The 21,050-nt window shown below is 60.0% G+C and carries 21 protein-coding genes, 1 other RNA gene and 1 pseudogene; 11 read left to right on the top strand and 12 right to left on the bottom strand.

The window, feature by feature from the left end; genetic code table 11:
- Both C4J87_RS24915 and C4J87_RS24910 read left to right on the top strand, forming a co-directional pair.
- Complete coding sequence (locus tag C4J87_RS24915; RefSeq protein ID WP_124368776.1) at positions 1-2,502, top strand: fimbria/pilus outer membrane usher protein; 2,502 nt, start codon at positions 1-3, stop codon at positions 2,500-2,502.
- On the top strand, positions 2,492-3,031 hold the full coding sequence (locus tag C4J87_RS24910; RefSeq protein ID WP_124368775.1) for a hypothetical protein: 540 nt from the start codon (positions 2,492-2,494) through the stop codon (positions 3,029-3,031). The genes C4J87_RS24915 and C4J87_RS24910 overlap by 11 nt, the downstream gene beginning before the upstream one ends.
- On the opposite strand, the gene C4J87_RS24905 is transcribed toward C4J87_RS24910, so the two are convergent.
- From C4J87_RS24905 to C4J87_RS24890, 4 genes are read right to left on the bottom strand one after another with little or no spacing between them, the layout of a single operon-like run.
- Positions 3,003-3,740: an amino acid ABC transporter ATP-binding protein gene (locus tag C4J87_RS24905; RefSeq protein WP_124368774.1), complete on the bottom strand. Its 738-nt coding sequence runs from the start codon at positions 3,738-3,740 to the stop codon at positions 3,003-3,005. The genes C4J87_RS24910 and C4J87_RS24905 overlap by 29 nt on opposite strands.
- Positions 3,727-4,377, bottom strand: coding sequence for an amino acid ABC transporter permease (locus C4J87_RS24900; RefSeq protein ID WP_124364913.1), 651 nt, complete (start codon positions 4,375-4,377; stop codon positions 3,727-3,729). Before C4J87_RS24900 ends, C4J87_RS24905 begins: the two co-directional genes overlap by 14 nt.
- Positions 4,374-5,042: an amino acid ABC transporter permease gene (locus C4J87_RS24895; protein ID WP_124364912.1), complete on the bottom strand. Its 669-nt coding sequence runs from the start codon at positions 5,040-5,042 to the stop codon at positions 4,374-4,376. Before C4J87_RS24895 ends, C4J87_RS24900 begins: the two co-directional genes overlap by 4 nt.
- A gap of 17 nt (positions 5,043-5,059) precedes the next feature.
- Entirely contained in the window at positions 5,060-5,845 is a 786-nt protein-coding gene (locus C4J87_RS24890; RefSeq protein WP_064454657.1) for a transporter substrate-binding domain-containing protein, read from the bottom strand.
- A gap of 254 nt (positions 5,846-6,099) precedes the next feature.
- Here C4J87_RS24890 and C4J87_RS24885 point away from each other — a divergent pair, with 254 nt between their 5' ends.
- From C4J87_RS24885 to C4J87_RS24855, 7 genes are all read left to right on the top strand, one after another.
- The gene (locus C4J87_RS24885; RefSeq protein ID WP_124368773.1) at positions 6,100-6,795 is read left to right on the top strand and encodes a FadR/GntR family transcriptional regulator; all 696 of its coding nucleotides are present in this window, start codon (positions 6,100-6,102) and stop codon (positions 6,793-6,795) included.
- 120 nt (positions 6,796-6,915) lie between these two features.
- Entirely contained in the window at positions 6,916-7,245 is a 330-nt protein-coding gene (gene trxA, locus C4J87_RS24880; protein WP_124368772.1) for a thioredoxin TrxA, read from the top strand.
- 234 nt (positions 7,246-7,479) lie between these two features.
- A complete protein-coding gene (gene rho, locus C4J87_RS24875; RefSeq protein WP_003176825.1) occupies positions 7,480-8,739 on the top strand; it encodes a transcription termination factor Rho in 1,260 nt (419 codons plus the stop codon).
- A gap of 157 nt (positions 8,740-8,896) precedes the next feature.
- Positions 8,897-10,879, top strand: a complete 1,983-nt coding sequence (locus C4J87_RS24870) for an acyltransferase family protein (protein ID WP_124368771.1) — start codon at positions 8,897-8,899, stop codon at positions 10,877-10,879.
- Between the two features lie 59 nt (positions 10,880-10,938).
- Entirely contained in the window at positions 10,939-12,405 is a 1,467-nt protein-coding gene (gene ubiD / locus C4J87_RS24865) for a 4-hydroxy-3-polyprenylbenzoate decarboxylase (protein WP_124368770.1), read from the top strand.
- The gene (locus C4J87_RS24860) at positions 12,405-13,373 is read left to right on the top strand and encodes a CDP-6-deoxy-delta-3,4-glucoseen reductase (protein ID WP_124368769.1); all 969 of its coding nucleotides are present in this window, start codon (positions 12,405-12,407) and stop codon (positions 13,371-13,373) included. The genes ubiD and C4J87_RS24860 overlap by 1 nt, the downstream gene beginning before the upstream one ends.
- A gap of 138 nt (positions 13,374-13,511) precedes the next feature.
- Entirely contained in the window at positions 13,512-14,165 is a 654-nt protein-coding gene (locus C4J87_RS24855; protein ID WP_124364902.1) for a gamma-glutamylcyclotransferase, read from the top strand.
- On the opposite strand, the gene glpT is transcribed toward C4J87_RS24855, so the two are convergent.
- A complete protein-coding gene (gene glpT, locus C4J87_RS24850) occupies positions 14,162-15,499 on the bottom strand; it encodes a glycerol-3-phosphate transporter (protein WP_124368768.1) in 1,338 nt (445 codons plus the stop codon). The genes C4J87_RS24855 and glpT overlap by 4 nt on opposite strands.
- A 295-nt stretch (positions 15,500-15,794) precedes the next feature.
- A complete protein-coding gene (locus C4J87_RS24845; RefSeq protein ID WP_124368767.1) occupies positions 15,795-16,772 on the bottom strand; it encodes an NADPH:quinone oxidoreductase family protein in 978 nt (325 codons plus the stop codon).
- Positions 16,773-16,922: 150 nt separating this feature from the next.
- Between C4J87_RS24845 and C4J87_RS24840 the strand changes: the two genes are divergently transcribed.
- Positions 16,923-17,330: a flagellar basal body-associated protein FliL gene (locus tag C4J87_RS24840; RefSeq protein WP_124368766.1), complete on the top strand. Its 408-nt coding sequence runs from the start codon at positions 16,923-16,925 to the stop codon at positions 17,328-17,330.
- Between the two features lie 69 nt (positions 17,331-17,399).
- Here C4J87_RS24840 and C4J87_RS24835 read toward each other — a convergent pair whose 3' ends face one another.
- The 6 genes and pseudogenes from C4J87_RS24835 to C4J87_RS24810 all read right to left on the bottom strand — a co-directional run bounded on the left by C4J87_RS24835 (position 17,400) and on the right by C4J87_RS24810 (position 20,345).
- Positions 17,400-17,807 (bottom strand): hypothetical protein, encoded by a 408-nt coding sequence (locus tag C4J87_RS24835; protein WP_124368765.1) that lies wholly within the window; start codon positions 17,805-17,807, stop codon positions 17,400-17,402.
- Between the two features lie 320 nt (positions 17,808-18,127).
- Positions 18,128-18,577 carry an EVE domain-containing protein gene (locus C4J87_RS24830; RefSeq protein WP_124368764.1) on the bottom strand — a complete coding sequence of 150 codons (450 nt, stop codon included), beginning with the start codon at positions 18,575-18,577 and terminating at the stop codon, positions 18,128-18,130.
- A 348-nt stretch (positions 18,578-18,925) separates the two neighbouring features.
- Positions 18,926-19,554 (bottom strand): annotated as a pseudogene (locus C4J87_RS24825) (5-formyltetrahydrofolate cyclo-ligase).
- A gap of 58 nt (positions 19,555-19,612) precedes the next feature.
- Positions 19,613-19,791: non-coding RNA, 6S RNA (gene ssrS, locus C4J87_RS24820), on the bottom strand.
- Positions 19,792-19,821: 30 nt separating this feature from the next.
- Positions 19,822-20,139: a cell division protein ZapA gene (locus C4J87_RS24815; RefSeq protein ID WP_005792389.1), complete on the bottom strand. Its 318-nt coding sequence runs from the start codon at positions 20,137-20,139 to the stop codon at positions 19,822-19,824.
- Positions 20,136-20,345 (bottom strand): TIGR02449 family protein, encoded by a 210-nt coding sequence (locus C4J87_RS24810; RefSeq protein ID WP_003177365.1) that lies wholly within the window; start codon positions 20,343-20,345, stop codon positions 20,136-20,138. The genes C4J87_RS24815 and C4J87_RS24810 overlap by 4 nt, the downstream gene beginning before the upstream one ends.
- A 138-nt stretch (positions 20,346-20,483) precedes the next feature.
- Here C4J87_RS24810 and C4J87_RS24805 point away from each other — a divergent pair, with 138 nt between their 5' ends.
- Positions 20,484-21,041, top strand: coding sequence for a YecA family protein (locus tag C4J87_RS24805; RefSeq protein ID WP_124368763.1), 558 nt, complete (start codon positions 20,484-20,486; stop codon positions 21,039-21,041).
- Positions 21,042-21,050 lie beyond the last annotated feature (9 nt).

Genomic DNA, 21,050 nt, shown 5'->3' with positions numbered 1-21,050 from the left:
ATGACAAACCTGTCGAGTCACCGAACCGGAGCTTTTTTATGGACCCGCCGACCCACGTTGCTCATGGGGATGGCAACACTGTGGAGCTTGCCTGGCGTTGCCCCTGCCTTGGAACTGGGCGAGGGCTTTGACCTGGCGGCATTGACCACGCACGGCATTGACCCGAAAGTCTCGGACTACTTCCGCACGGCGGCGCGCTTTCGCGAGGGCACCCAGGTGGTGGGGTTGAAAGTCAACGGCAACCCGCTCGGCTTGGTGGACGCCCAGTTCGATGCCGATGGGCAATTGTGCTTTACCCCGGCATTGCTGGACAAAGCCGGGTTGGTCAAACCCACTGCCATCGTCCGCAAAGGCGCCACTGCCGACCAGGCATGCCATGACTTTCTGGGGGCGTTTCCCACGACCATGGTGCGGCTGCGCCCTGGCAACGATGAAGTGGCGCTGGTGGTGCCTACCTCATCACTGCGCGAACCGCAGTGGGAGGCCGGGGAGTTCGCCCGGGGCGGTGCGGCGGGCTTGTTCAACTATGATGTGCAGGGTTTCGACAGCCATTCGCGCAGTGGGAACAACCGATTCGTGTCGGCTTACACCGAAGCGGGTTTCAACCTGGGTGATTGGATTCTTCGCAGTCGTCAAATCTACGTCTCCGATAACGGCGTGACGCACAACGAGCACCTGTATGCCTATGCGCAGCGGGATATCGCCGCGTTGCGCTCGACTTTCCAGGCGGGCCAGCTGTCCAGCAACAACCCGCTGTTTGGTGGCATCCAGCTGTCGGGTGTGCAGTTTTCCCCCGACGGCCAGTCGCGCGTGCCGGCGGGCAGCAATAACGCGGTGGTGGAAGGCCTGGCACAGAGTCAGTCGCGGATCGAGGTGCGTCAGTCCGGTGTGTTGATCCACAGTACGCTGGTGCCCGAAGGGCCTTTCCGACTGACCGGTTTGCCGCTGCTCAACGGCACAAGCGACCTTGAGGTCAGTGTGATCGATGTACGCGGGGGCCGACGCAGCTTCGTGGTGCCGGCGGCTTCGTTCGCCGGCGCCGCGCCGGCGGCACCCGGTTATTACTTGTCCCTCGGCAAACTACGTGAAGAGACGCAGGGCGAGGGGCCATCGCCCGTCGTCGCCATGGGCAGCGGGACGTGGGGCCTGGGGCGCGACTCAACGGGTGGTTTCGGCTTGTTGAGTACCGACGAGTACTGGTCGGCAGGTGGCACGTTGAGCAGCGTGTTTTTCCAGCGAGTGTCGGTGGGCGCGCGTCATAACGTGTCCCGCGACAGCCGTCATGCCGTGTCCGGCTCACGCAGTAGCGTGTCCGTGAGCAGCCCGGTATCCGCCAACGTCGAGCTCAACCTCAGCGCAACCAGCCAGACCCGCGGCTATCGCGAGGTGATCGAGGCCGGCCGCCCGACCACGGCCGACGTGCTGGCGTCACGCTTCAAGAATCAATACACGGCGGGCGTGACATGGGTCGACGCCACCCTGGGTGCCTTCTCCCTGGGCTATACCCGTAGCGCTCAATTTGACGGGCAATCGAGCGAACACGTGTTCGCCTCATGGAACAAATCGTTTCGCTATGCCGATGTTGCGTTGATTGCCGACTCCCAGGTAGGCAGCACTCAGGCGCGCCGCGACGCCACTCGGGAGCGAAACCGGCGCGACACCGTCCTCGATGATGATTTGTCCTTGCGGTTGCAGGTCAGCGTGCCCCTGGGCGGTGATCGTCGTGTGAACAGCTATATCAGCCGCCGTGGGGGGCAATCCCGTACCGGTACGGCGCTCACTGAACGGGTCAATGAGTATGTGAACTATGAAGTGGGTGTCGAGCGCGACCTCAGTGCGCAGGAGCAATCGATGCGCGGCCAGGTAGACCTCACGCCGCGTTACACCCGAGTCGGTCTGGGTGTCAGTCGCGACCCGTTGGGCACCAGTTACACCGGGCAATTGCAAGGTGGCGTGGTCGCTCACCAAGGTGGGATTACCTTCTCGCCTTACACGGTGCAGGACACGTTTGGTATTGCGTCGGTGGGCGATATTGGCTCTGCAAAAATCGACACCCCGCAAGGCCCGGTGTGGACCGACTTCACCGGCCAGGCCGTGCTTCCAGGCTTGCCTGCCTACACCAACAGCCATATCGAGGTGCAAACCCAGTCCTTGCCAAAACGCGTTGATCTGAAGAACGGCACCCGTGTGCTCGCCGCAGGCCGCGGTTCCGTCAACACCGTGGCATTTGATGTGGTGAAGGTGCGCCGCATGCTGGTCAACGCCAGCGATGATCAAGGCCGGCCACTGCCTCAGGGCGCGGCGGTATTCGGCAAGGGCGATCGTTTTCTGACCAGCGTAGTGGGCGAAGGCATGATCTTTCTGAACGACGTGAACGAGGTGCAAGACCTGAGGGTTTCGTTGCCGGACTCGGCCAGTTGCCTGCTGAATATTTCCCCTGGGAGCCAGCCTGATAATGACAAGTTCTTCGATACAACAGCGGCGGTGTGCCATGGTCGGTAAGCTTATATGCCTCGGCTGTGCGCTGTTTTGTACGGTGTTGCTGGCTCAGGGGGCGCACGCCGAAAACTGCCGATTGTCCGTGAGCCAACCGCGTATCGACTACGGGGTCATTCGCCGGGAGGCGCTGGTCGAAAGCACCACCGTGACGCTCGACACGCGCACGCTGCAGCTCAACGTGTTGTGCGTCGAGCCGTCGGTGATGGCGTTGCGGTTTATCGGTGCCGCCGATGGGCAAGCGTTCCGTTTTGGCCGGCAGGGGCGGTTGCGGCTCAGCCTCAAGCATGCACAGGTGGATGGGCGTGCCGTCGACTGGGACCTGCCCGGCGGTGGTGCGGCTGGGCAGTTATTACCGGGCCAGGTCCTGACGGCACGCGTCGCAGGGAGGCCGGTAACAGGTCAGCGCTTGACCGCCCAGGTCGACATCGACACCGACCTGCCCGCCGAGGCGCTGCAAGTGCGGAGCCAGACGTCGCTGGAGGGGCAGGGTCGTTTCGAGCTGGTCAGCCCGGCTGTTCAACTGAACCGATGAAGTTGGCGAGCTCCGGCGTCTGCGGGTTGGCAAACAGGAGCTTGGGGTCGCCCACTTCATGCACCTTGCCTTGGTGCATGAACACCAGCTTGTCACCGACTTCCCGGGCGAAGCGCATTTCGTGGGTCACCATGATCAGCGTCATGCCATCTTTAGCCAGTTGGCGCACCACGCTGAGCACTTCGTTGACCAGTTCCGGATCGAGGGCCGAGGTGATTTCGTCGCACAGCAGCACCTTGGGTGACATGGCCAGGGCGCGCGCAATCGCCACGCGTTGTTGCTGGCCGCCAGACAGCCGGTCGGGGAAGGCATCGAACTTCTCTCCCAGGCCAACGCGTTCCAGCATCTGTTTGGCCAACTGCGCTGCCTTGGCTTTGGGCACTTTCTGCACCACTTGTGGCGCAAGCATGACGTTTTCGCCAACGGTCAAATGTGGAAACAGGTTGAACTGCTGGAACACCATCCCGACCTTCTGCCGCAGGCTGCGCAGGTCGGCGCGGGCGGCGTCGAGGTATTCGCCATCGACTTCGATCACGCCGTCGTTGATCGATTCCAGGCCATTGAGGGTACGCAGCAAGGTGGATTTACCCGAGCCACTGCGGCCGATGATCGCCACCACCTGGCCCTCTTCAACGGAGAGGTCGATGCCCTTGAGTACGTGATGATCGCCGTAATACTTATGCAGGGCGGAAATTCTAAGCAGAGGCATGCAGTCTCCTTTCCAGGTAGCGCGCACTGAGGGACAAGGGGTAGCAGAGCAGGAAGTAACCGAGGGCCACCAGGCCGTAGACCATGAAGGGTTCGAAGGTGGCATTGGCGAGCATGCCGCCGGTCTTGGTCAGTTCGGTAAAGCCGATGATCGAAGTCACGGCGGTGCCTTTGACCACCTGCACCGAAAACCCCACGGTCGGCGCCACGGCAATGCGCAGGGCCTGGGGCAGGATCACGTAGCGCAGTTGTTCAAGGGGGTTGAGCGCCAGGCTGGCCGATGCCTCCCATTGCCCATGGGCAATGGAGTCAACGCAGCCGCGCCAGATTTCGGCCAGGTAGGCGCTGGTAAACAGGGTCAGGGCGATGGCCGCCGCCAGCCAGGGCGAAATATCCACCCCGAGCAACGCCACACCGAAAAACACCAGGAACAGTTGCATCAGCAGCGGCGTACCCTGGAACAGTTCGATATAGGTGCGGGCGACATTGCGCGGGAATGCCTTGTGACTGATGCGCATCGCCATCACCAGCAGGCCGATCACACCGCCGCCTATGAACGCCACCAGCGACAGCAACAGCGTCCACTGCAGGCCGGTGAGCAGGTTGCGCACGATGTCCCAGAAGGAAAAATCACTCATCGGCTGTTCCTCATCACATAGCGGCGGCCGATCCAGTTGAGCAACTGGCGAATCATCAACGCCATGCACAGGTACACCAGGGTGGTCAGGGCATAGGTTTCAAAGGCGCGGAAATTGCGCGACTGAATGAAGTTGGCGGCAAAGCTCAGCTCTTCGGTAGCGATCTGCGAACAGACGGCCGAGCCAAGCATCACGATGATGATCTGGCTGCTCAGGGCCGGCCACACCTTGCCCAGTGCCGGCAGCAGCACCACATGGCGAAACGCTTCGAAACGCGTCATGGCCAATGCCGCCGCAGCCTCCAGTTGCCCGCGCGGTATGGCCTGGATACCGGCACGGATGATCTCCGTGGAATAGGCCCCCAGGTTGATCACCATCGCCAGTACGGCGGCTTGCCACTCGGTGATTTTCAAGCCCAGGGACGGCAGGCCGAAGAAGATGAAAAACAGCTGCACCAGAAAGGGCGTGTTGCGGATCAACTCGACATACACGCCGAAGCACCAGGCGAATGGCTGAATCTTCCATGCCCGCACGACTGCACCGACGGTGCCCAGGGCCACTCCCAGGAGTGCGCCGATAGCCGTCAGCTCAAGGGTAAACAGGGCGCCGCGTAACAACAGGTCGGTGTTGGCCAGCACCGGTACAAAGTCGAATTGATACGCCATCAGTCAGCTCCGTCGCGTCACAGGTCAGCCGGCAGCGGCTCTTTGAGCCACTGCATAGCGTTCTTTTCCAGACTGCCATCAGCCTTCGCCGCGACCAGTATCTGGTTGACCTTCTCCAGCAACGCCGGCTCGTTCTTGTTCACACCCACGTACACCGGGGAGTCCTTGAGCTTCACCTTCAGCGCCGGTACGCGTTTCGGGTTGCGCTCGCTGATCGCCACCATCACCACGTTGCCGCTGGCGATCAGGTCGACCTGGCCGGCCAGGTAGGCGGCGATAGTCGAATTGTTGTCTTCAAAGCGCTTGATGGTCGCCTCTTTGGGCGCGACAGCCGTCAGCTCGATGTCCTCGATGGCGCCACGGGTCACGCTGATGGTCTTGCCCTTGAGGTCGTCGGTGGTGCTGATCGCCGCGTCAGGCGGGCCGAACACGGCGAGGTAGAAAGGCGCGTAGGCCTTGGAGAAATCGATAACTTTTTCGCGCTCGGGGTTCTTGCCCAGGCTGGAGATCACCAGGTCGACCTTGCCGGTGGTGAGGAAGGGGATGCGGTTGGTGCTATTGACCGGAGTCAGCTCCAGCTTGACCTTGAGCTGGTCGGCCAGCAGCTTGGCGGTGTCGATGTCCAGGCCGCGGGGTTTCATGTCGGGGCCCACCGAGCCGAACGGCGGGAAGTCCTGCGGCACGGCGACCTTGAGGGTGCCTCGGGCAACAATGTCGTCCAAACCGTTGGCCTGGGCGGGTGCCTGGCTCAGCATCAGGCTGGCAAACAGGGCAGTGAGCAGGGCGCTGTAGCGCTTGGTCATGGCAACTCTCCGAGAAGGGCGAAGGAATTTTCTGAGTTTGCCCAGTGCACAGCCCATGCCAGCGCTCATTGAATTGTCTGTAAGGCACGGATCCGTTGGGGTGGGATGGTCTTACTGGTCTGAACAGTCATTAAGCTTTTCGCACCCTTTTCGAGCGCCGTAAAAACCCCGCGAGCCCCTTTGGGGCGTGGCTTGCCGGCAGGCGTGAATAGCTTTACAACTAGCCGCTCAGTTGACTGGAACCTTGAGTTTTTATGAATTCCATCGCCCAAGCCGTACCGGAAGCGGCCCTGCAGGCCATCCGCAAACTGATCAAGGAGCAGGGCTTCGGGCCGGGCGATGCATTGCCCTCGCAACGCGATCTGGCGGTGCGTTTGGGCGTGAGCCGGGCATCGTTGCGTGAGGCGTTATCGTCCTTGAGCGCCTTGGGTGTGGTGAGTGTGCAGCCGGGCAAGGGCGTGTTTGTGCAGGCGCCGGACCCACCGTCCGAACTCGCCTGGCCGTTTGCGGCGCAGGCCACGCCGCTGGAGATCTTCCAGCTGCGTTACGCCCTGGAAGGGTTTGCGGCAGGGTTGGCGGCGGTCACATTGACCACCGACGAGCTCGACAGCCTGGAAGACAATGTCGAGGCGATGCGCAAGGTGCTCAAAGCGGGTGACTTTGAAGCTGCCGCCCGGCTGGACTTCAAGTTTCACCAGCACATCCTGCTGGCCAGCGGCAACCAGGCGATGGTGAGCATTCTGAGCGCCAGCGCCGATGTATTTCTGGAAAGCCAGAAACTACCGTTCATCCGACCAGAGCGCGCCATGGAAACCTGGCAGGAGCATCGCAGGATTTTGCGTGCCCTGGCCCGGCGCACCAGTGCGGCGGCGCAGAAAACCATGCAGGAACATGTACGTAATGCCGCATTGCGCACGGGCATTGCCTTCGTCATACCCGTCGCACCGTGAACCGGCGATATGCAAAGTCATGCGTCGCCATAGCAAGACTCAATCAGAGGCGGCTTCCTGAACGGGGGAAGGGCGGCTATGATGGGCAACGTTTTTTTTGCTTACATTCCGGAGACATCCATGAGCAACGATCTTATCAAGCACGTCACCGACGCGACCTTTGAGGCCGAAGTACTCAAGGCTGCCGGCCCGGTGCTGGTTGACTACTGGGCCGAATGGTGCGGCCCTTGCAAAATGATCGCTCCGGTCCTGGACGACATTGCAACCACTTATGAAGGCAAGTTGACCATTGCCAAGCTGAACATCGACGAGAACCAGGAAACCCCGGCCAAGCACGGCGTGCGTGGTATTCCAACGTTGATGCTGTTCAAGAACGGCAACGTCGAAGCCACTAAAGTAGGCGCGCTGTCGAAGTCCCAACTGCAAGCCTTCCTCGACGCCAACATCTAAGCGTCGCCAAAAAAGCCCCGAAAATCTCGGGGCTTTTTCGTAAAACAGGGCTAGACGCTCCGAAATTCAGGTGGTACATTCGGCCCCGCACTGGTTTCTCCACTGCCCCCTGCAAGCCGTCGCCGACGCATTCCTTTTCGATTAGTACGCGATCCTGTCGCCTTCTCTGCGGCGCGGCCTCATTAAGCCAAAAGCTTAATTTCCCCCCTCCATAAATGATTACGTCATTCCTATATGAATCTGACTGAACTCAAGCAAAAGCCGATTACCGACCTGCTCCAACTGGCCGAAGAAATGGGCATAGAAAATATGGCCCGTTCGCGCAAGCAGGACGTGATTTTCTCCCTGCTCAAGAAGCACGCGAAAAGCGGCGAGGAAATCTCCGGTGATGGCGTGCTGGAGATTCTCCAGGACGGCTTCGGCTTCCTCCGCTCCGCAGACGCTTCCTATCTTGCCGGCCCAGACGATATCTACGTCTCGCCAAGCCAGATCCGTCGCTTCAACTTGCGCACCGGCGACACCATCGTGGGCAAGATCCGCCCTCCGAAGGAAGGCGAGCGTTACTTCGCTCTGCTCAAGGTCGACACGATCAACTTCGATCGCCCAGAGAACGCGAAAAACAAGATTCTCTTCGAGAACCTGACCCCGCTGTTCCCGACCGTGCGCATGAAGATGGAAGCCGGTAACGGTTCCACCGAAGACTTGACCGGCCGTGTGATCGACCTGTGCGCCCCCATCGGCAAGGGCCAGCGTGGCCTGATCGTTGCGCCGCCGAAAGCCGGTAAAACGATCATGCTGCAAAACATTGCAGCGAACATTGCGCGTAACAATCCTGAAGTTCACCTGATCGTGCTGTTGATCGATGAGCGTCCGGAAGAAGTGACCGAAATGCAGCGCACCGTGCGTGGCGAAGTGGTTGCCTCGACGTTCGATGAGCCGCCAACCCGCCACGTGCAGGTTGCCGAAATGGTGATCGAGAAGGCCAAGCGCCTGGTCGAGCACAAGAAAGACGTGGTGATCCTGCTCGACTCCATCACCCGTCTGGCCCGTGCCTACAACACCGTGATCCCGAGCTCCGGCAAGGTGCTGACCGGTGGTGTCGATGCCCACGCCCTGGAGAAGCCAAAGCGTTTCTTCGGCGCCGCGCGCAACATCGAAGAAGGCGGCTCGCTGACCATTATCGCCACCGCGCTGGTTGAAACCGGCTCGAAGATGGACGAAGTGATCTACGAAGAGTTCAAGGGTACCGGCAACATGGAGCTGCCCCTGGACCGTCGTATCGCTGAAAAGCGTGTGTTCCCGGCCATCAACATCAACCGCTCCGGCACGCGCCGCGAAGAGTTGCTGACTGCCGACGACGAACTGCAGCGCATGTGGATCCTGCGCAAGCTGCTGCACCCGATGGACGAAGTGGCCGCCATCGAGTTCCTGATCGACAAGCTGAAAACCACCAAGACCAACGACGAGTTCTTCCTGTCGATGAAGCGCAAGTAAAACCGCGTTTCAGGTCCGAAAAAGGGCGCCCCCAAAGGGGCGCCATTTTTTTTGCGTCGAGATTCATCGGGTTTTATGGCATAAGTGTCCGTTAAGTAACAAAAATTGTACGCACGACTACGCTCACTCCTTTCGTCACAGACTGACCACAATTCTTATGACCACTCTTGCTTACCGCAGAGACATCGATGGCCTGCGTGCCATCGCTGTCCTCGCCGTCGTGTTGTTTCACTTCGGCGTTCCTGGCCTTACCGGCGGTTTCGTTGGCGTTGACGTTTTCTTCGTTATTTCCGGTTTTCTGATCACGTCCATTATCTGGCGCGAGCGCCAGGCCGGACGCTTCAGTTTCATTGATTTCTGGGCCCGCCGCGCACGGCGCATCCTGCCGGCGCTGTTTGTAATGATTGCAGCGACACTGGCGGTGGGCTGGTTCCTGTTGGCGCCCAAGGACTATGAGGAGTTGGGGCGGTCGGCGCACTATCAGGTGACCTTTACCTCAAATTTGCTGTTCGCGCGTCAACATGGCTACTTCGATGCGTCCTCTGACATCAAGCCTCTGCTGCATACCTGGTCGCTGGCGGTAGAAGAGCAGTTCTATATTGTCTTCCCGCTGCTGCTCACGCTGCTTTCAAGCCGCTTGAAGCACTGGCGCCTGGCGCTGTTCGCGGTGTTGCTGGGCTCTTTTGGCATGAGCGTCTGGGCGGTTGAGCATGAGCCGCAAAAAGCGTTTTTCCTGCTGCACCTGCGGGCCTGGGAGCTGTTGGCCGGCGCGATGCTGGCGGTGCTGCCCAAATATGAGTGGCGCGCCTCGCCCGCCCTGGCGCAGGGGGTCAGCCTGGCCTCCCTGGCGCTGATTCTGATCGCCGTATTGGGTTACGACGCGAAAACCCCTTTCCCCGGCGCTACCGCGCTATTGCCGGTGCTGGGTGTAATCGGGCTGATCTGGGCCAACGGGCAGCAACACACCTGGGTCGGGCGCCTGTTGAGCACGCGGCTGATGGTCGGTATCGGGCTGATTTCCTATTCCTGGTACCTCTGGCATTGGCCGGTGTTCGTGTACGCCAACTATGCTGCGGTGGATGGCTTGAGCACCCTGGAATTGGCCGGGTTGATGCTGCTCTCGTTGGTGCTGGGCTACTTGTCCTGGCGCTTCGTGGAAACGCCGTTCCGGGAAAAACGCCTGTTGGCGGCCCGCAAGTCGATTCTGGCGGCAGCCATGGTCGGCATCCTGGGGCTGGGCTTTACGGGCCTTGCGATACGTGAATTCGACGGCGTACCTTCACGGTTGTCCGAGCAGGCGTTGCGTTTTGCCCAGGCGAAGAAGTGGAGCCCGGAGCTGCTGGCGTGCATGGCTGACAAAGACACGCCCGACGAGCGGTTGTTCTGCCATTTTGGTCCGCCAACCCAGTCCGTCTCGGCGCTGGTATGGGGTGACAGCCATGCCACCGCGCTGATTCCGGCACTCAAAGAGGGCGCTGATCGCCACGATATCAGCCTGGTTGAAGCCAGCTTCGCGGGCTGTATTCCGTTGGATGGCCTGGAGAATATTGCCCGGTGCGCGCATTTCAACCGTCGCGTCGAGAAGGCGATGGCCGAGAAAAAATTCAGCGATGTGGTGCTGGCGGCGCGCTGGAGCCTGTATGTCTATGGGCAAATGTCGGGTGACAAAGAGCATGCGCTCAAGGACCCCAGCACTGGCGAGTATGTGCGTGCGGTCGCCGAGCAGCGCTTTGCCCAGGGCCTGCGCGAGCGCATCCAGGCGCTGCGCGCTGCCGGGCATAAGGTCTGGCTGGTCAAGGAGGTGCCGCTGCAGGAAATCATCGTGCCTTACCGCCTCAGTCGCCTGGCAATGATGAACCGGCCGGTGGACGGTGAAGGGCTTGCCGTGGCCGAGCATGTGAAGCGCCAGGCCTTTATTACCCAGCTGTTTGACGAGCTGGCGGCGGCCGACAGCGGTGTCAGGGTGCTGGACCCCGCGCCCTTGCTGTGCGGCACCGACGGCTTGTGCCGGGTGGAACTCAATGGCCGCGCGCTGTACACCGATGATAACCACCTTTCCGACGTAGGCGCGCGGCACATCGAGGCCTTCCTGGAGCCGTTGTTCAGTTCGCTGCAATCACGGGGGTTGACGGCCAATTAAGCTGCCAGCCGCCTCTAGAGCAGGTAGGATGTACGCCTATTTTACGGGTGGCATGGTTAATGAAATTCAAGGATCTTCGGGATTTCGTGCAGCAACTTGAGCAGCGCGGAGAGTTGAAACGTATCCAGATGCCGATTTCACCGGTACTGGAAATGACTGAGATTTGCGACCGCACCTTGCGCAACAAGGGCCCGGCGCTGCTGTTCGAGAACCCGACCGGCTTTGACATCCCGGTGCTCGGCAACCTGTTCGGCACCCCCGAGCGCGTCGCCTTTGGCATGGGCGCCGAGGCGGTCAGCGAGCTGCGCGAGATCGGCAAGCTGCTGGCCTTCCTCAAGGAGCCCGAGCCGCCCAAAGGCTTGAAGGACGCCTGGTCGAAGCTGCCGATCTTTCGCAAGATCATTGCCATGGCGCCCAAGGTGGTCAAGGACGCGGTGTGCCAGGAAGTGGTCATCGAAGGCGATGACGTCGACCTGGCCATGCTCCCGGTGCAGACCTGCTGGCCCGGCGATGTCGGCCCGCTGATCACCTGGGGCCTGACTGTCACCAAGGGCCCGAACAAGGACCGACAGAACCTCGGCATCTACCGTCAGCAAGTGATCGGCCGCAATAAAGTGATTATGCGCTGGCTGAGCCACCGTGGCGGCGCCCTGGACTTTCGCGAGTGGTGTGAAAAGCATCCGGGCCAGCCGTTCCCTGTGTCCGTGGCCCTCGGCGCCGACCCGGCCACCATCCTGGGCGCCGTGACGCCGGTGCCGGACAGCCTGTCCGAATACGCTTTTGCCGGCCTGCTGCGTGGCAACCGCACCGAATTGGTGAAGTGCCGCGGTAATGATCTGCAAGTGCCGGCCACCGCCGAAATCATCCTCGAGGGTGTGATTCACCCCGGTGAGATGGCCGATGAAGGGCCTTACGGTGACCACACGGGTTATTACAACGAAGTCGACAGTTTTCCGGTGTTCACCGTCGAGCGCATTACCCATCGGATCAAACCGATCTACCACAGCACCTACACCGGCCGGCCACCAGACGAGCCGGCCATTCTCGGCGTGGCGCTGAACGAAGTGTTCGTGCCGATCCTGCAAAAGCAGTTTCCGGAAATCACCGACTTCTACCTGCCGCCGGAAGGTTGCTCGTACCGCATGGCCATCGTCACCATGAAGAAGTCGTATCCGGGCCACGCCAAGCGGGTAATGCTGGGCGTGTGGTCGTTTTTACGACAATTCATGTACACCAAGTTCGTTATCGTCACTGACGACGACATCAATGCCCGCGACTGGAATGACGTGATCTGGGCCATTACCACGCGCATGGACCCCAAGCGCGACACGGTAATGATCGACAACACGCCCATCGATTACCTCGATTTTGCCTCGCCGGTTTCAGGCCTTGGGTCGAAAATGGGCCTGGATGCCACTCACAAATGGCCGGGCGAAACTACCCGCGAGTGGGGCCGGGTGATCGTCAAGGATGACGCAGTGACTGCTCGCGTCGATGCAATCTGGAAAGAATTGGGAATAGATTGATGCGTGTAACCTTGCAACCTTCCGGCGCGGTCCTGGAACTGGACCCTGGCGAACGAATTCTCGATGGCGCGCGCCGCCTGGGCTACGAATGCCCGCAGGCCTGTCGCAACGGCGTCTGCCACGTGTGCGCGGCGCTGCTGGTGGAGGGCCGGGTGCAGCAGGCGGGTGAGGTGCGTGACCATGGTGAGTTCTACACCTGCATCGCCGAGCCGCTGGAAGATTGCATTGTCTTGTGGGATGGCGTGCTGGCGCCGGGAGAACTGCCGTTGCGCAAGTTGGCGTGCCAATTGAGCGAATGCGTGGAAGTCGGCGGCGATGTGTGGCGCGTGCGCCTGCGCGCCCCGGCGGGCAAGGCCGTGCGTTACCACGCCGGGCAATACCTGATGATCGAGCGTGAGAACGGCGAGAAGTCGGCGTTTTCCCTGGCGTCGGCGCCTCACTGTGGACGCGAGCTGGAACTGCACGTACTGGCCCGCGAAGACAGCGCACGCAACCTGTTGGACCAGCTCCAGCGCAATCAGATGGCCCGCATCGAACTGCCGTTCGGTGACACTCACCTGGCGGAGCTGCCGGACGGGCCGCTGGTGCTGATCGCCGCCGGTACCGGCATGGCTCAGATGCACAGCCTGATCGAGCATTGCCGGGCGTCCGGCTTCAAGCACCCGGTGCACTTGTACTGGGGCGTGCGTCGCCCGGAAGATTTCTACGAGATCGAGCACTGGGATCAGTGGCGGCAACTGCCCAACCTGTTCCTGCACAAAGTCGTCAGTGACCTGTGCGGCTGGGAAGGACGTTGCGGGTTGCTGCATGAAGCCGTGTGCGAAGACATTGCCGACCTTAAGGCCGTGCATGTATACGCCAGTGGATCCCCGGCGATGATCTACGGCACGCTGGATGCGTTGGTCGACGCCGGTATGGATGCGCACCAGATGCGCGCTGACGTGTTTGCCTACGCCCCACGGCCCTGAGCAGATCAAATCCGGCAGCACCATTGCGCCGCCAATCTCGCCTACAGCACTTTTTCGCCGTACGGTTACAGCGGCGCGTTTTATTACGGTAAAGTCGCTTACAACTGGTAATACATAGGAGGCGTACCGCTTTTCGCCATGACCGCCATTGAAACCGATCTTTTGCAGTTGGCTTACCCTCCGCGGCTCGACTTGGGGCCGCAACTCACTCACGAACAATTGATGAGCTCGATGCAGGCCACCATGGCTCGGCACAAGGGTGGGCCGGTCTGGCTATTTGCATATGGTTCGCTGATCTGGCGCCCGGAATGTTCATCCACCGAGCGGGTACGGGCGCGGGTCCATGGTTATCATCGGGGCTTGTACTTGTGGTCGCATGAGCACCGGGGTACGCCGGAGCTGCCGGGTTTGGTGTTCGGGCTGGATCGGGGCGGCTCGTGCAGCGGGTTTGCTTACCGCTTGCCGGAAGATCAGTTGGAAGCTTCGCTCTATGCGTTGTGGCAACGCGAGATGCCTTACCCGTCCTATCGGCCGCACTGGCTCAGTTGCCGGCTGGAAGATGGCAGCCAGGTACAGGCGTTGGGGTTTGTGCTGGAGCGGCACTTGCCCAGCTATGCCGGCAACTTGCCCGATATCGTGCTCAACCATGTGCTGCAAAGCGCTTGCGGGCGTTACGGCACCACTCGCGATTATGTCGAGCAGACCGTCAACGCCCTGCGCAGCCACGCCATGCCAGATAAAAACCTGGAGGCGCGGCTCAAGCGTTGTGCAAAGGATTGCTCAGGCGGTTAACGCGCCGAGCTGACACTGTTGGTGTGCCACAGCGTTGGGATCAGAAAGGCAATCGCCAGGACGCACGCGCCGATCAACAGCACGAAACCGCCGTCCCAACCGAAGTGGTCCACCGTGTAGCCCATCGCCGCACTCGCGGCCACCGAACCGCCCAGGTAGCCGAACAGGCCGGTGAAGCCCGCAGCCGTACCGGCGGCTTTCTTCGGTGCCAGTTCCAGCGCCTGCAGGCCGATCAGCATCACCGGGCCGTAGATCAGGAAGCCGATGGAAACCAGAGCGATCATGTCGACCGTTGGATTGCCCGGCGGGTTAAGCCAGTAAACCAGGGTTGCCACGGTCACCAGCGCCATGAACACGATGCCGGTCAGGCCACGATTGCCACGGAAGATCTTGTCCGACATCCAGCCGCACAGCAGCGTGCCCGGGATACCGGCCCACTCGTAGAAGAAATACGCCCACGACGACTTGTCGACCGTGAAATGCTTGGCTTCTTTCAAGTAGGTCGGAGCCCAATCCAGTACGCCGTAGCGCAGCAGGTAGACGAACACGTTGGCGAACGCGATGTACCACAGCATTTTGTTGCGCAGCACGTACTTGACGAAGATTTCCTTGGCGCTGAATTCGTCTTCGTGGCTGGCGTCGTAGCCTTCCGGGTAGTCGTTCTTGTACTTTTCGATAGGCGGCAGGCCCACCGATTGCGGGGTGTCACGCATGGTAATGAAGGCAAATGCCGCCACCGCCAGCGCCACCGTGGCCGGCACATAAAATGCCGCATGCCAGTCGTTGAACCAGGCCATGCCTAAGAGGAACAGCGGGCCGATCAGGCCGCCGCCGACGTTGTGCGCCACGTTCCACACCGACACCACGCCGCCGCGTTCCTTCTGCGACCACCAGTGCACCATGGTCCGCCCACTCGGCGGCCAGCCCATGCCCTGGGCCCAACCGTTGATGAACAGCAAAATGAACATCATGGTCACGCTGGACGTTGCCCAAGGCGCGAAACCGAAAATGAACATCACCCCCGCTGAAACCAGCAGGCCGAAGGGCAAGAAGTAGCGCGGATTGGAGCGGTCGGACACCAGGCCCATGAGGAACTTGGACAGGCCGTAGGCAATCGCGATGGCCGACATCGCCAGGCCCAGTTCCCCACGGGTGTAACCCTCGTCGATCAGGTAGGGCATGGCCAGGGAGAAGTTTTTGCGCAGCAGGTAGTAGCCAGCGTAACCGAAGAAAATACCGGCGAAGATCTGCCAGCGCAGTCGTCGGTAGGTAGTGTCTATTTTTTCTTCAGGCAGGGGCGCCTGATGTGCGGCAGGTCGAAAGAAAGCAAACATTCAAGAGCTCCAGATTTCTTGTTTTGACTGCGGATGCGAATGTTACAGTTTCGTTACCGAAAATAGCATTGCCTCTTATCTGCAAACACAGGAAATCAAAGCAATTGCATGTTCTCTTATGAACATGTCGCGAATAGATAAGGTGTGGTCGTAAGTGGATTCTGCAGGCGCTGGAGATCCAAATGTGGGAGGGGGCTTGCCCCCGATAGCGGTGGTTCAGTCAACATATGTGTCAACTGATCCACTGCAATCGGGGGCAAGCCCCCTCCCACATTGTTCGCATTTCAACTGGCTATCAGCGGGTCTGAACGACCACCTTACCCACCGCCTTGCGCTGCCCGAGATCATTGATCGCCTGGGCCGCCTGCGCCAGCGGATACACCTGCGACACCAACGGCTTCAACTTGCCCTCGCCATACCAGGTGAACAACTGCTGAAAATTCGCCGCATTGTCCTGGGGCTGACGCTGAGCAAACGAACCCCAGAACACCCCCACCACCGCCGCGCCCTTGAGCAGTGCCAGGTTCACCGGCAGTTCCGGGATGCGCCCGCTGGCAAAGCCCACCACCAACAAGCGGCCGTTCCAGGCGATCGAGCGGATGGCCTGGTCAAACAGGTCGCCACCCACGGGATCGTAGATCACATCGGCGCCGTTGCCACCGGTCAGGCGCTTGACCTCGTCCTTGAGGCTGGCTTCGCTGTAGTTGATCAGCTCATCGGCGCCGGCCGCCTTGGCCACCGCCAGCTTGTCGGCGCTGCTGGCGGCGGCGATCACCCGGGCGCCCATGGCCTTGCCGATTTCCACGGCGGCCAGGCCCACGCCACCGGAAGCGCCAAGCACCAACAGGGTTTCGCCAGGTTGCAGGTTGGCCCGCTGTTTCAGCGCGTGCATCGAGGTGCCGTAGGTCATGCTGAAGGCGGCGGCGGTGTTGAAGTCCATGCTCGGCGGGATCGGCAGCACGTTATAGCCCGGCACCGCGACCTGCTCGGCAAAGCTGCCCCAGCCGGTCAGGGCCATCACGCGATCACCGACTTTCAAGTGACTGACCTTCTCCCCGACCTCACTCACCACGCCCGCCGCTTCGCCACCCGGCGAAAACGGGAAGGGCGGCTTGAACTGGTACTTGCCTTCGATGATCAGGGTGTCCGGGAAATTCACCCCGGCCGCGTGCACGTCCAGCAGGATTTCGTTCTGCTTGATCGCAGGGCTGGCGATCTCTTCCAGCACCAGGTTTTCGGCGGGGCCGAAGGCTTTGCACAGCACAGCTTTCATCGGACTATTCCTTTTGGCGTCGTGGCCGATAAGTGTAGGAGGGTACGCCCGTGGGTCAACGAGCATGCCCGCGCCTGATGAGCCCCCATAAGCTTGTGCTCAGCCTTGCTAGCGTTATGCTACCCGGCAACCGAATTCGAGGAATGAACTGTGAAAGCGTGGATCCTATTGATGCTGGCCCTGACCTTGCCGATGGCGGCTCAGGCCGAAGAAGCCAAAGAGGGCGAGGCGCCGAAGGTCAGCTATATCAGCCTGAGCCCGCCGTTCGTGGGTAACTACGGCCTGGATGGCACGGCGAAACTCAAGGTGTTCAAGGCTGACATCGCCCTGCGCGTGACCGGGTCCGAAGCCGCCGCGGCGGTGAAGGCAAACGACGCCTTGATCCGTAACCAGTTGGTGGCGCTGTTTACCCAGCAGACCAACGAGGCCATGAGCACCGTTGAAGGCAAGGAAAAGCTGCGCCAGGAAGCCCTTAAGCAAACCCAGCAAGTGATGAATGACGAGACGGGCAAGCCGGTGGTTGAGGATTTGTTGTTCAATAACTTGATTATTCAGTAACTGTTGATTAACGAAGCCTGCGGCTCGCGTGGCAAGCCGCAGGCTCGTTGGTGTTTACAATTGAAGTAATTATTTGAGAATCACGCCTTTCCTGTCGTATCTGGTTGTTCCACATGGATCAACATGAAAGTTGAATAAAAATGTAAAAATCATCCCCGGAGGATAATAGGGCACATCCATAGATGAAGGCCAATTAATCCATTGTCCATTCTGTATTGGTTCTATCGCCAATATTGGGCCGAACCTAACTTCAAATCTCTGGTTCTGCCCTTGGTTCGCACCGCTGAATCTATACCTTCGAGTTTTAAGGGTGAATACACTTCCAGAAGCGGCGTACTCAACCTCTACGTCGCCCTTGAATCCCCATGATGGATATTCTCCTGTTACGGTCATTATTCCCGTGGGGTTGTTTTTATCGATAATGATGGTAGTAATATCACCACATTCGGAGTGCTTGGATGTCGTTATATCAGGCATGGCTATTCCCTTAAGTAATGAGTGCGACTAGTTGCTCAAGTTTCGGTGACAACCGTTACGCCAAAGTAAGCACTAAGGAGAAAGAGCCCGCTACTGTCATAAGTGACAGTTCTTTATGTTGTTTTCTCTGATTTCTATTCTTTTTATAACCGAAGGGTCTTAAGTGCTTGTCCCAAGAGGCAAGACTTCTCCTGAACCGCGACAGCGCCACCGCAAAAAACAACAGTCAATCCCCGCACCAGTAAGTCCGGTACATCACGCATACCCCGCATCCCGGTCCAGTGGCATACTGCCGCCTGATAGCAACAGCATCGGCACAGTTAAAGCAGTCGAAGAATCGCAGCCCATTGATCCGACGTGACCGACATCACCGAAAGCCGGCTGCCCTTCTGCACCAGTGGCAACTCGACGAGCGTGGTTTGCTGTTTCAAGTGACTCAGGCCAAGTACCTTGGGGAAGGTTTTGACGTGGGACACGGTGATCGCACTCCACGGGTTTTTCTCCGCGCTGGCCTTGGCGTCGAAATAATGGCTGTCCGGTTCCAGCGCGGTGGGGTCGGGGTAGGCGGCCTGGGTAATTTTGCCGATGCCGGCAATGCCGGGCTCCGGGCAACTGGAGTGATAGAAGAAAAACTCATCGCCCACCGCCATGGCGCGCAGAAAATTGCGCGCCTGGTAGTTGCGAACCCCGTCCCAGCGCGTTTCGCCGAGCTTTTCCAGGTCGTTGATGGAGAGCTCGTCGGGCTCGGATTTCATCAGCCAGTAGGCCATTTCGGGGCTCCTGAGAAAGGCATTGGGCAAGTTGTCGGGCAATGCCATGACAAACCGACAGTCGGTTGGCGTCAAGGTTTGCGTGTTGGTTCACGTTACCGCAGAATGCCGGCTTTTAAGCTTGGTGCAGCTGCAACGGACTACTTTGGAACGTTGTTGTCATCGTGTACGAGGTGCCTGAAGGGGGGCAATCGATGCAACGTAAACCGGATTTACTATGGATTTTGGTAATTTTGTTTGGTCTGGGCGTCGTGACCACCGGGTATGCCCAGAGCCTGTGGTCGAACAAGACCGATGCGCCGGTTGAACTCTCGCCTGTGCAACAGCAATTCAAGCGTTAACACGGTTTTAACCGCGTCGCGGTTCCAGCGACGTTTCTGCGACAAACCATTGCTTATCGGTGACAGTGCCCGCCAGCGGCACGTCCCAGCTCGCCTGCGCCAGGCGATCGACTTGCTGACATTCATGGGCCAGCCCCAGCAGCGTCGGCTTGCGCCAGGTTTTTCGCCTGGCGAGGTAGGCCAGGCTGCGGTCATAGAATCCGCCCCCATGCCCAATCGCCCACCCTCATTATCGAACCCCACCAACGGCAGCAGCACCAGGTCCAGCGCCCATACCTTGCGTTGGTGCCGTGCATTGGCCCGTGGCTCCAGAATGCGAAAGCGGTTGGGCAACAACTTATCCCCAGGCCGCACGCGTTGGAACACCATCTTGGTACGTGGCCACGCACTCAGTACGGGCAGGTAAGTGGCCTTGCCCTGGCGCTGGGCAGCGCGCAGCAGCAGACGCGGATCGATTTCGCCGTCCGTCGGTAGATATAAGGAAATATGTTTGGCCCGGCGAAACAGCGGGTGCTGTGCCAGTTGCCGATACAGGCCGCAGGCGGCCTGGCGCTGCTCGCGGGGCGTGAGGGCGCGGCGGGCTTTGCGCAACATGCGTCGAAGTTGCGGACGGGAAAGCGGCGCAGGTTCGGTCATGACTTTTCGGCTCATAAAACAATGCCAGTCCTGGGACTGGCATTGAGTTTGGGAATTCAGGCTCCCCGACAGAACCGCTGTCGACTAAGCCCTTGAACCCGAAAGTTCAAGGTGGAAGAAGCAGTAGGCTTTAAGGCTTTCCGTCTAGCGGACATGCACACCAGCCCAACGTGCAACTTCCAGGGTAGTGCGAATCGGCTCCGGGACATCGCCGACTGGCAAGCACGCCAGGGAGTGGGGCGAGTATACCTTAAACAGACTCGGCAATCAGCCCTTGGGTGCGTCTGAATCGGTGGAAAGCACCAGATCAACGCGTTCGAGCAGGTCACGCACTTGCTCGCGGGTCGAGCCGCTGGCCTGCACGTCAGGGCGTTCCTGCTTATGCAACAGGTCGTGGGTAATGTTCAGCGCGGCCATCACGGCGATGCGGTCGGCGCCGATCACTTTGCCGCTGCTGCGGATTTCACGCATCTTGCCGTCCAGGTAGCGGGCAGCGCTCACCAGGTTGCTGCGCTCTTCCTGGGGGCAGATGATCGAATATTCTTTGTCGAGGATCTGCACGGTAACGCTATTGCTTGAACTCATGAGTCTTGCTCCAGGGCCTTCAGGCGCGAAATCATCGATTCGACCTTACGCCGGGCGATTTCGTTTTTTTCAATGAGGTGAGCGCGTTCCTCGCGCCAGGTTTTTTCCTGAGCTAGTAGGAGTCCGTTTTGACTCTTAAGTTGCTCGACCCGATCAATTAGCAGTTCGAGTCTGGCCATCAGCGCTTGCAGGTCGGTGTCTTCCATTGGGTTCCACTGGATTTGTCTGATGAATGGCAACTGCAGGATAAACGATCTGACGCCCTCGATAGTCTTGGTACGTCTGCCGGTGCTAGGATACAGCGCTCCATTCTAGACATTGCGCCGTCTGGCGCCTAGCTCACCATGCCCATTCAGAACTCCCCGTACGACGCTTTTTCCAAACTGCTGAGCACCAGCGGCCATCCTTGCTCGCCTGCCGAACTGCACGGCGTGCTGTTGGGCCGCAGCTGCACCGGTGTCGGCTTCGATGCCGACAACTGGCTGGCCGATGTGGCCGAGCTGCTGGAGAAAGAACCCGAAGAAAACGTGCGCAATGCGCTGATCGGCCTGCAAGAGATGGTCAAGGGCGAGCTGACCGGTGATGACGTCACCGTGGTCCTGCTGCTGCCCACCGACGATGCGCCGCTGGCCGAACGCGCCGCCGCGCTGGGCCAATGGTGCCAGGGTTTCCTCCACGGTTTCGGCGTGAACGCCGGTGGCCTGGAGCTGAGCGACGACGCCAAGGAGGTGCTGCAGGACCTGGCCGCCATCTCCCAGGTGCAGGACGCCCTGGAAGAGTCCGAGGACGGCGAGGGCGACTACATGGAAGTCATGGAATACCTGCGCGTTGCGCCGTTGCTGCTGTTCACCGAGACCAAAAAGTCCGCTGAGCCTGCTTCGCCCAAGCCGTCGCTGCACTAAACGAGGAAG

It is taken from the genome of Pseudomonas sp. R1-43-08 (genome assembly GCF_003852255.1).
Lineage (GTDB): Bacteria > Pseudomonadota > Gammaproteobacteria > Pseudomonadales > Pseudomonadaceae > Aquipseudomonas.
The sequence above is the reverse complement of the archived record's forward strand: the minus strand, read 5'-3'. Positions and strand labels throughout refer to the sequence as shown.

Coding starts and splice junctions, on each gene's coding strand:
- C4J87_RS24860 (WP_124368769.1), top strand. CDS start 12,405: ATGCGTGTAACCTTGCAACCTTCCGGCGCGGTCCTGGAACTGGACCCT.
- rho (WP_003176825.1), top strand. CDS start 7,480: ATGAATCTGACTGAACTCAAGCAAAAGCCGATTACCGACCTGCTCCAA.
- C4J87_RS24810 (WP_003177365.1), bottom strand. CDS start 20,345: ATGGAAGACACCGACCTGCAAGCGCTGATGGCCAGACTCGAACTGCTA.
- C4J87_RS24835 (WP_124368765.1), bottom strand. CDS start 17,807: ATGCCTGATATAACGACATCCAAGCACTCCGAATGTGGTGATATTACT.
- C4J87_RS24805 (WP_124368763.1), top strand. CDS start 20,484: ATGCCCATTCAGAACTCCCCGTACGACGCTTTTTCCAAACTGCTGAGC.
- C4J87_RS24900 (WP_124364913.1), bottom strand. CDS start 4,377: ATGAGTGATTTTTCCTTCTGGGACATCGTGCGCAACCTGCTCACCGGC.
- C4J87_RS24895 (WP_124364912.1), bottom strand. CDS start 5,042: ATGGCGTATCAATTCGACTTTGTACCGGTGCTGGCCAACACCGACCTG.
- C4J87_RS24855 (WP_124364902.1), top strand. CDS start 13,512: ATGACCGCCATTGAAACCGATCTTTTGCAGTTGGCTTACCCTCCGCGG.
- glpT (WP_124368768.1), bottom strand. CDS start 15,499: ATGTTTGCTTTCTTTCGACCTGCCGCACATCAGGCGCCCCTGCCTGAA.
- C4J87_RS24845 (WP_124368767.1), bottom strand. CDS start 16,772: ATGAAAGCTGTGCTGTGCAAAGCCTTCGGCCCCGCCGAAAACCTGGTG.
- C4J87_RS24890 (WP_064454657.1), bottom strand. CDS start 5,845: ATGACCAAGCGCTACAGCGCCCTGCTCACTGCCCTGTTTGCCAGCCTG.
- C4J87_RS24910 (WP_124368775.1), top strand. CDS start 2,492: ATGGTCGGTAAGCTTATATGCCTCGGCTGTGCGCTGTTTTGTACGGTG.
- C4J87_RS24915 (WP_124368776.1), top strand. CDS start 1: ATGACAAACCTGTCGAGTCACCGAACCGGAGCTTTTTTATGGACCCGC.
- C4J87_RS24885 (WP_124368773.1), top strand. CDS start 6,100: ATGAATTCCATCGCCCAAGCCGTACCGGAAGCGGCCCTGCAGGCCATC.
- C4J87_RS24905 (WP_124368774.1), bottom strand. CDS start 3,740: ATGCCTCTGCTTAGAATTTCCGCCCTGCATAAGTATTACGGCGATCAT.
- C4J87_RS24830 (WP_124368764.1), bottom strand. CDS start 18,577: ATGGCCTACTGGCTGATGAAATCCGAGCCCGACGAGCTCTCCATCAAC.
- C4J87_RS24870 (WP_124368771.1), top strand. CDS start 8,897: ATGACCACTCTTGCTTACCGCAGAGACATCGATGGCCTGCGTGCCATC.
- trxA (WP_124368772.1), top strand. CDS start 6,916: ATGAGCAACGATCTTATCAAGCACGTCACCGACGCGACCTTTGAGGCC.
- C4J87_RS24815 (WP_005792389.1), bottom strand. CDS start 20,139: ATGAGTTCAAGCAATAGCGTTACCGTGCAGATCCTCGACAAAGAATAT.
- ubiD (WP_124368770.1), top strand. CDS start 10,939: ATGAAATTCAAGGATCTTCGGGATTTCGTGCAGCAACTTGAGCAGCGC.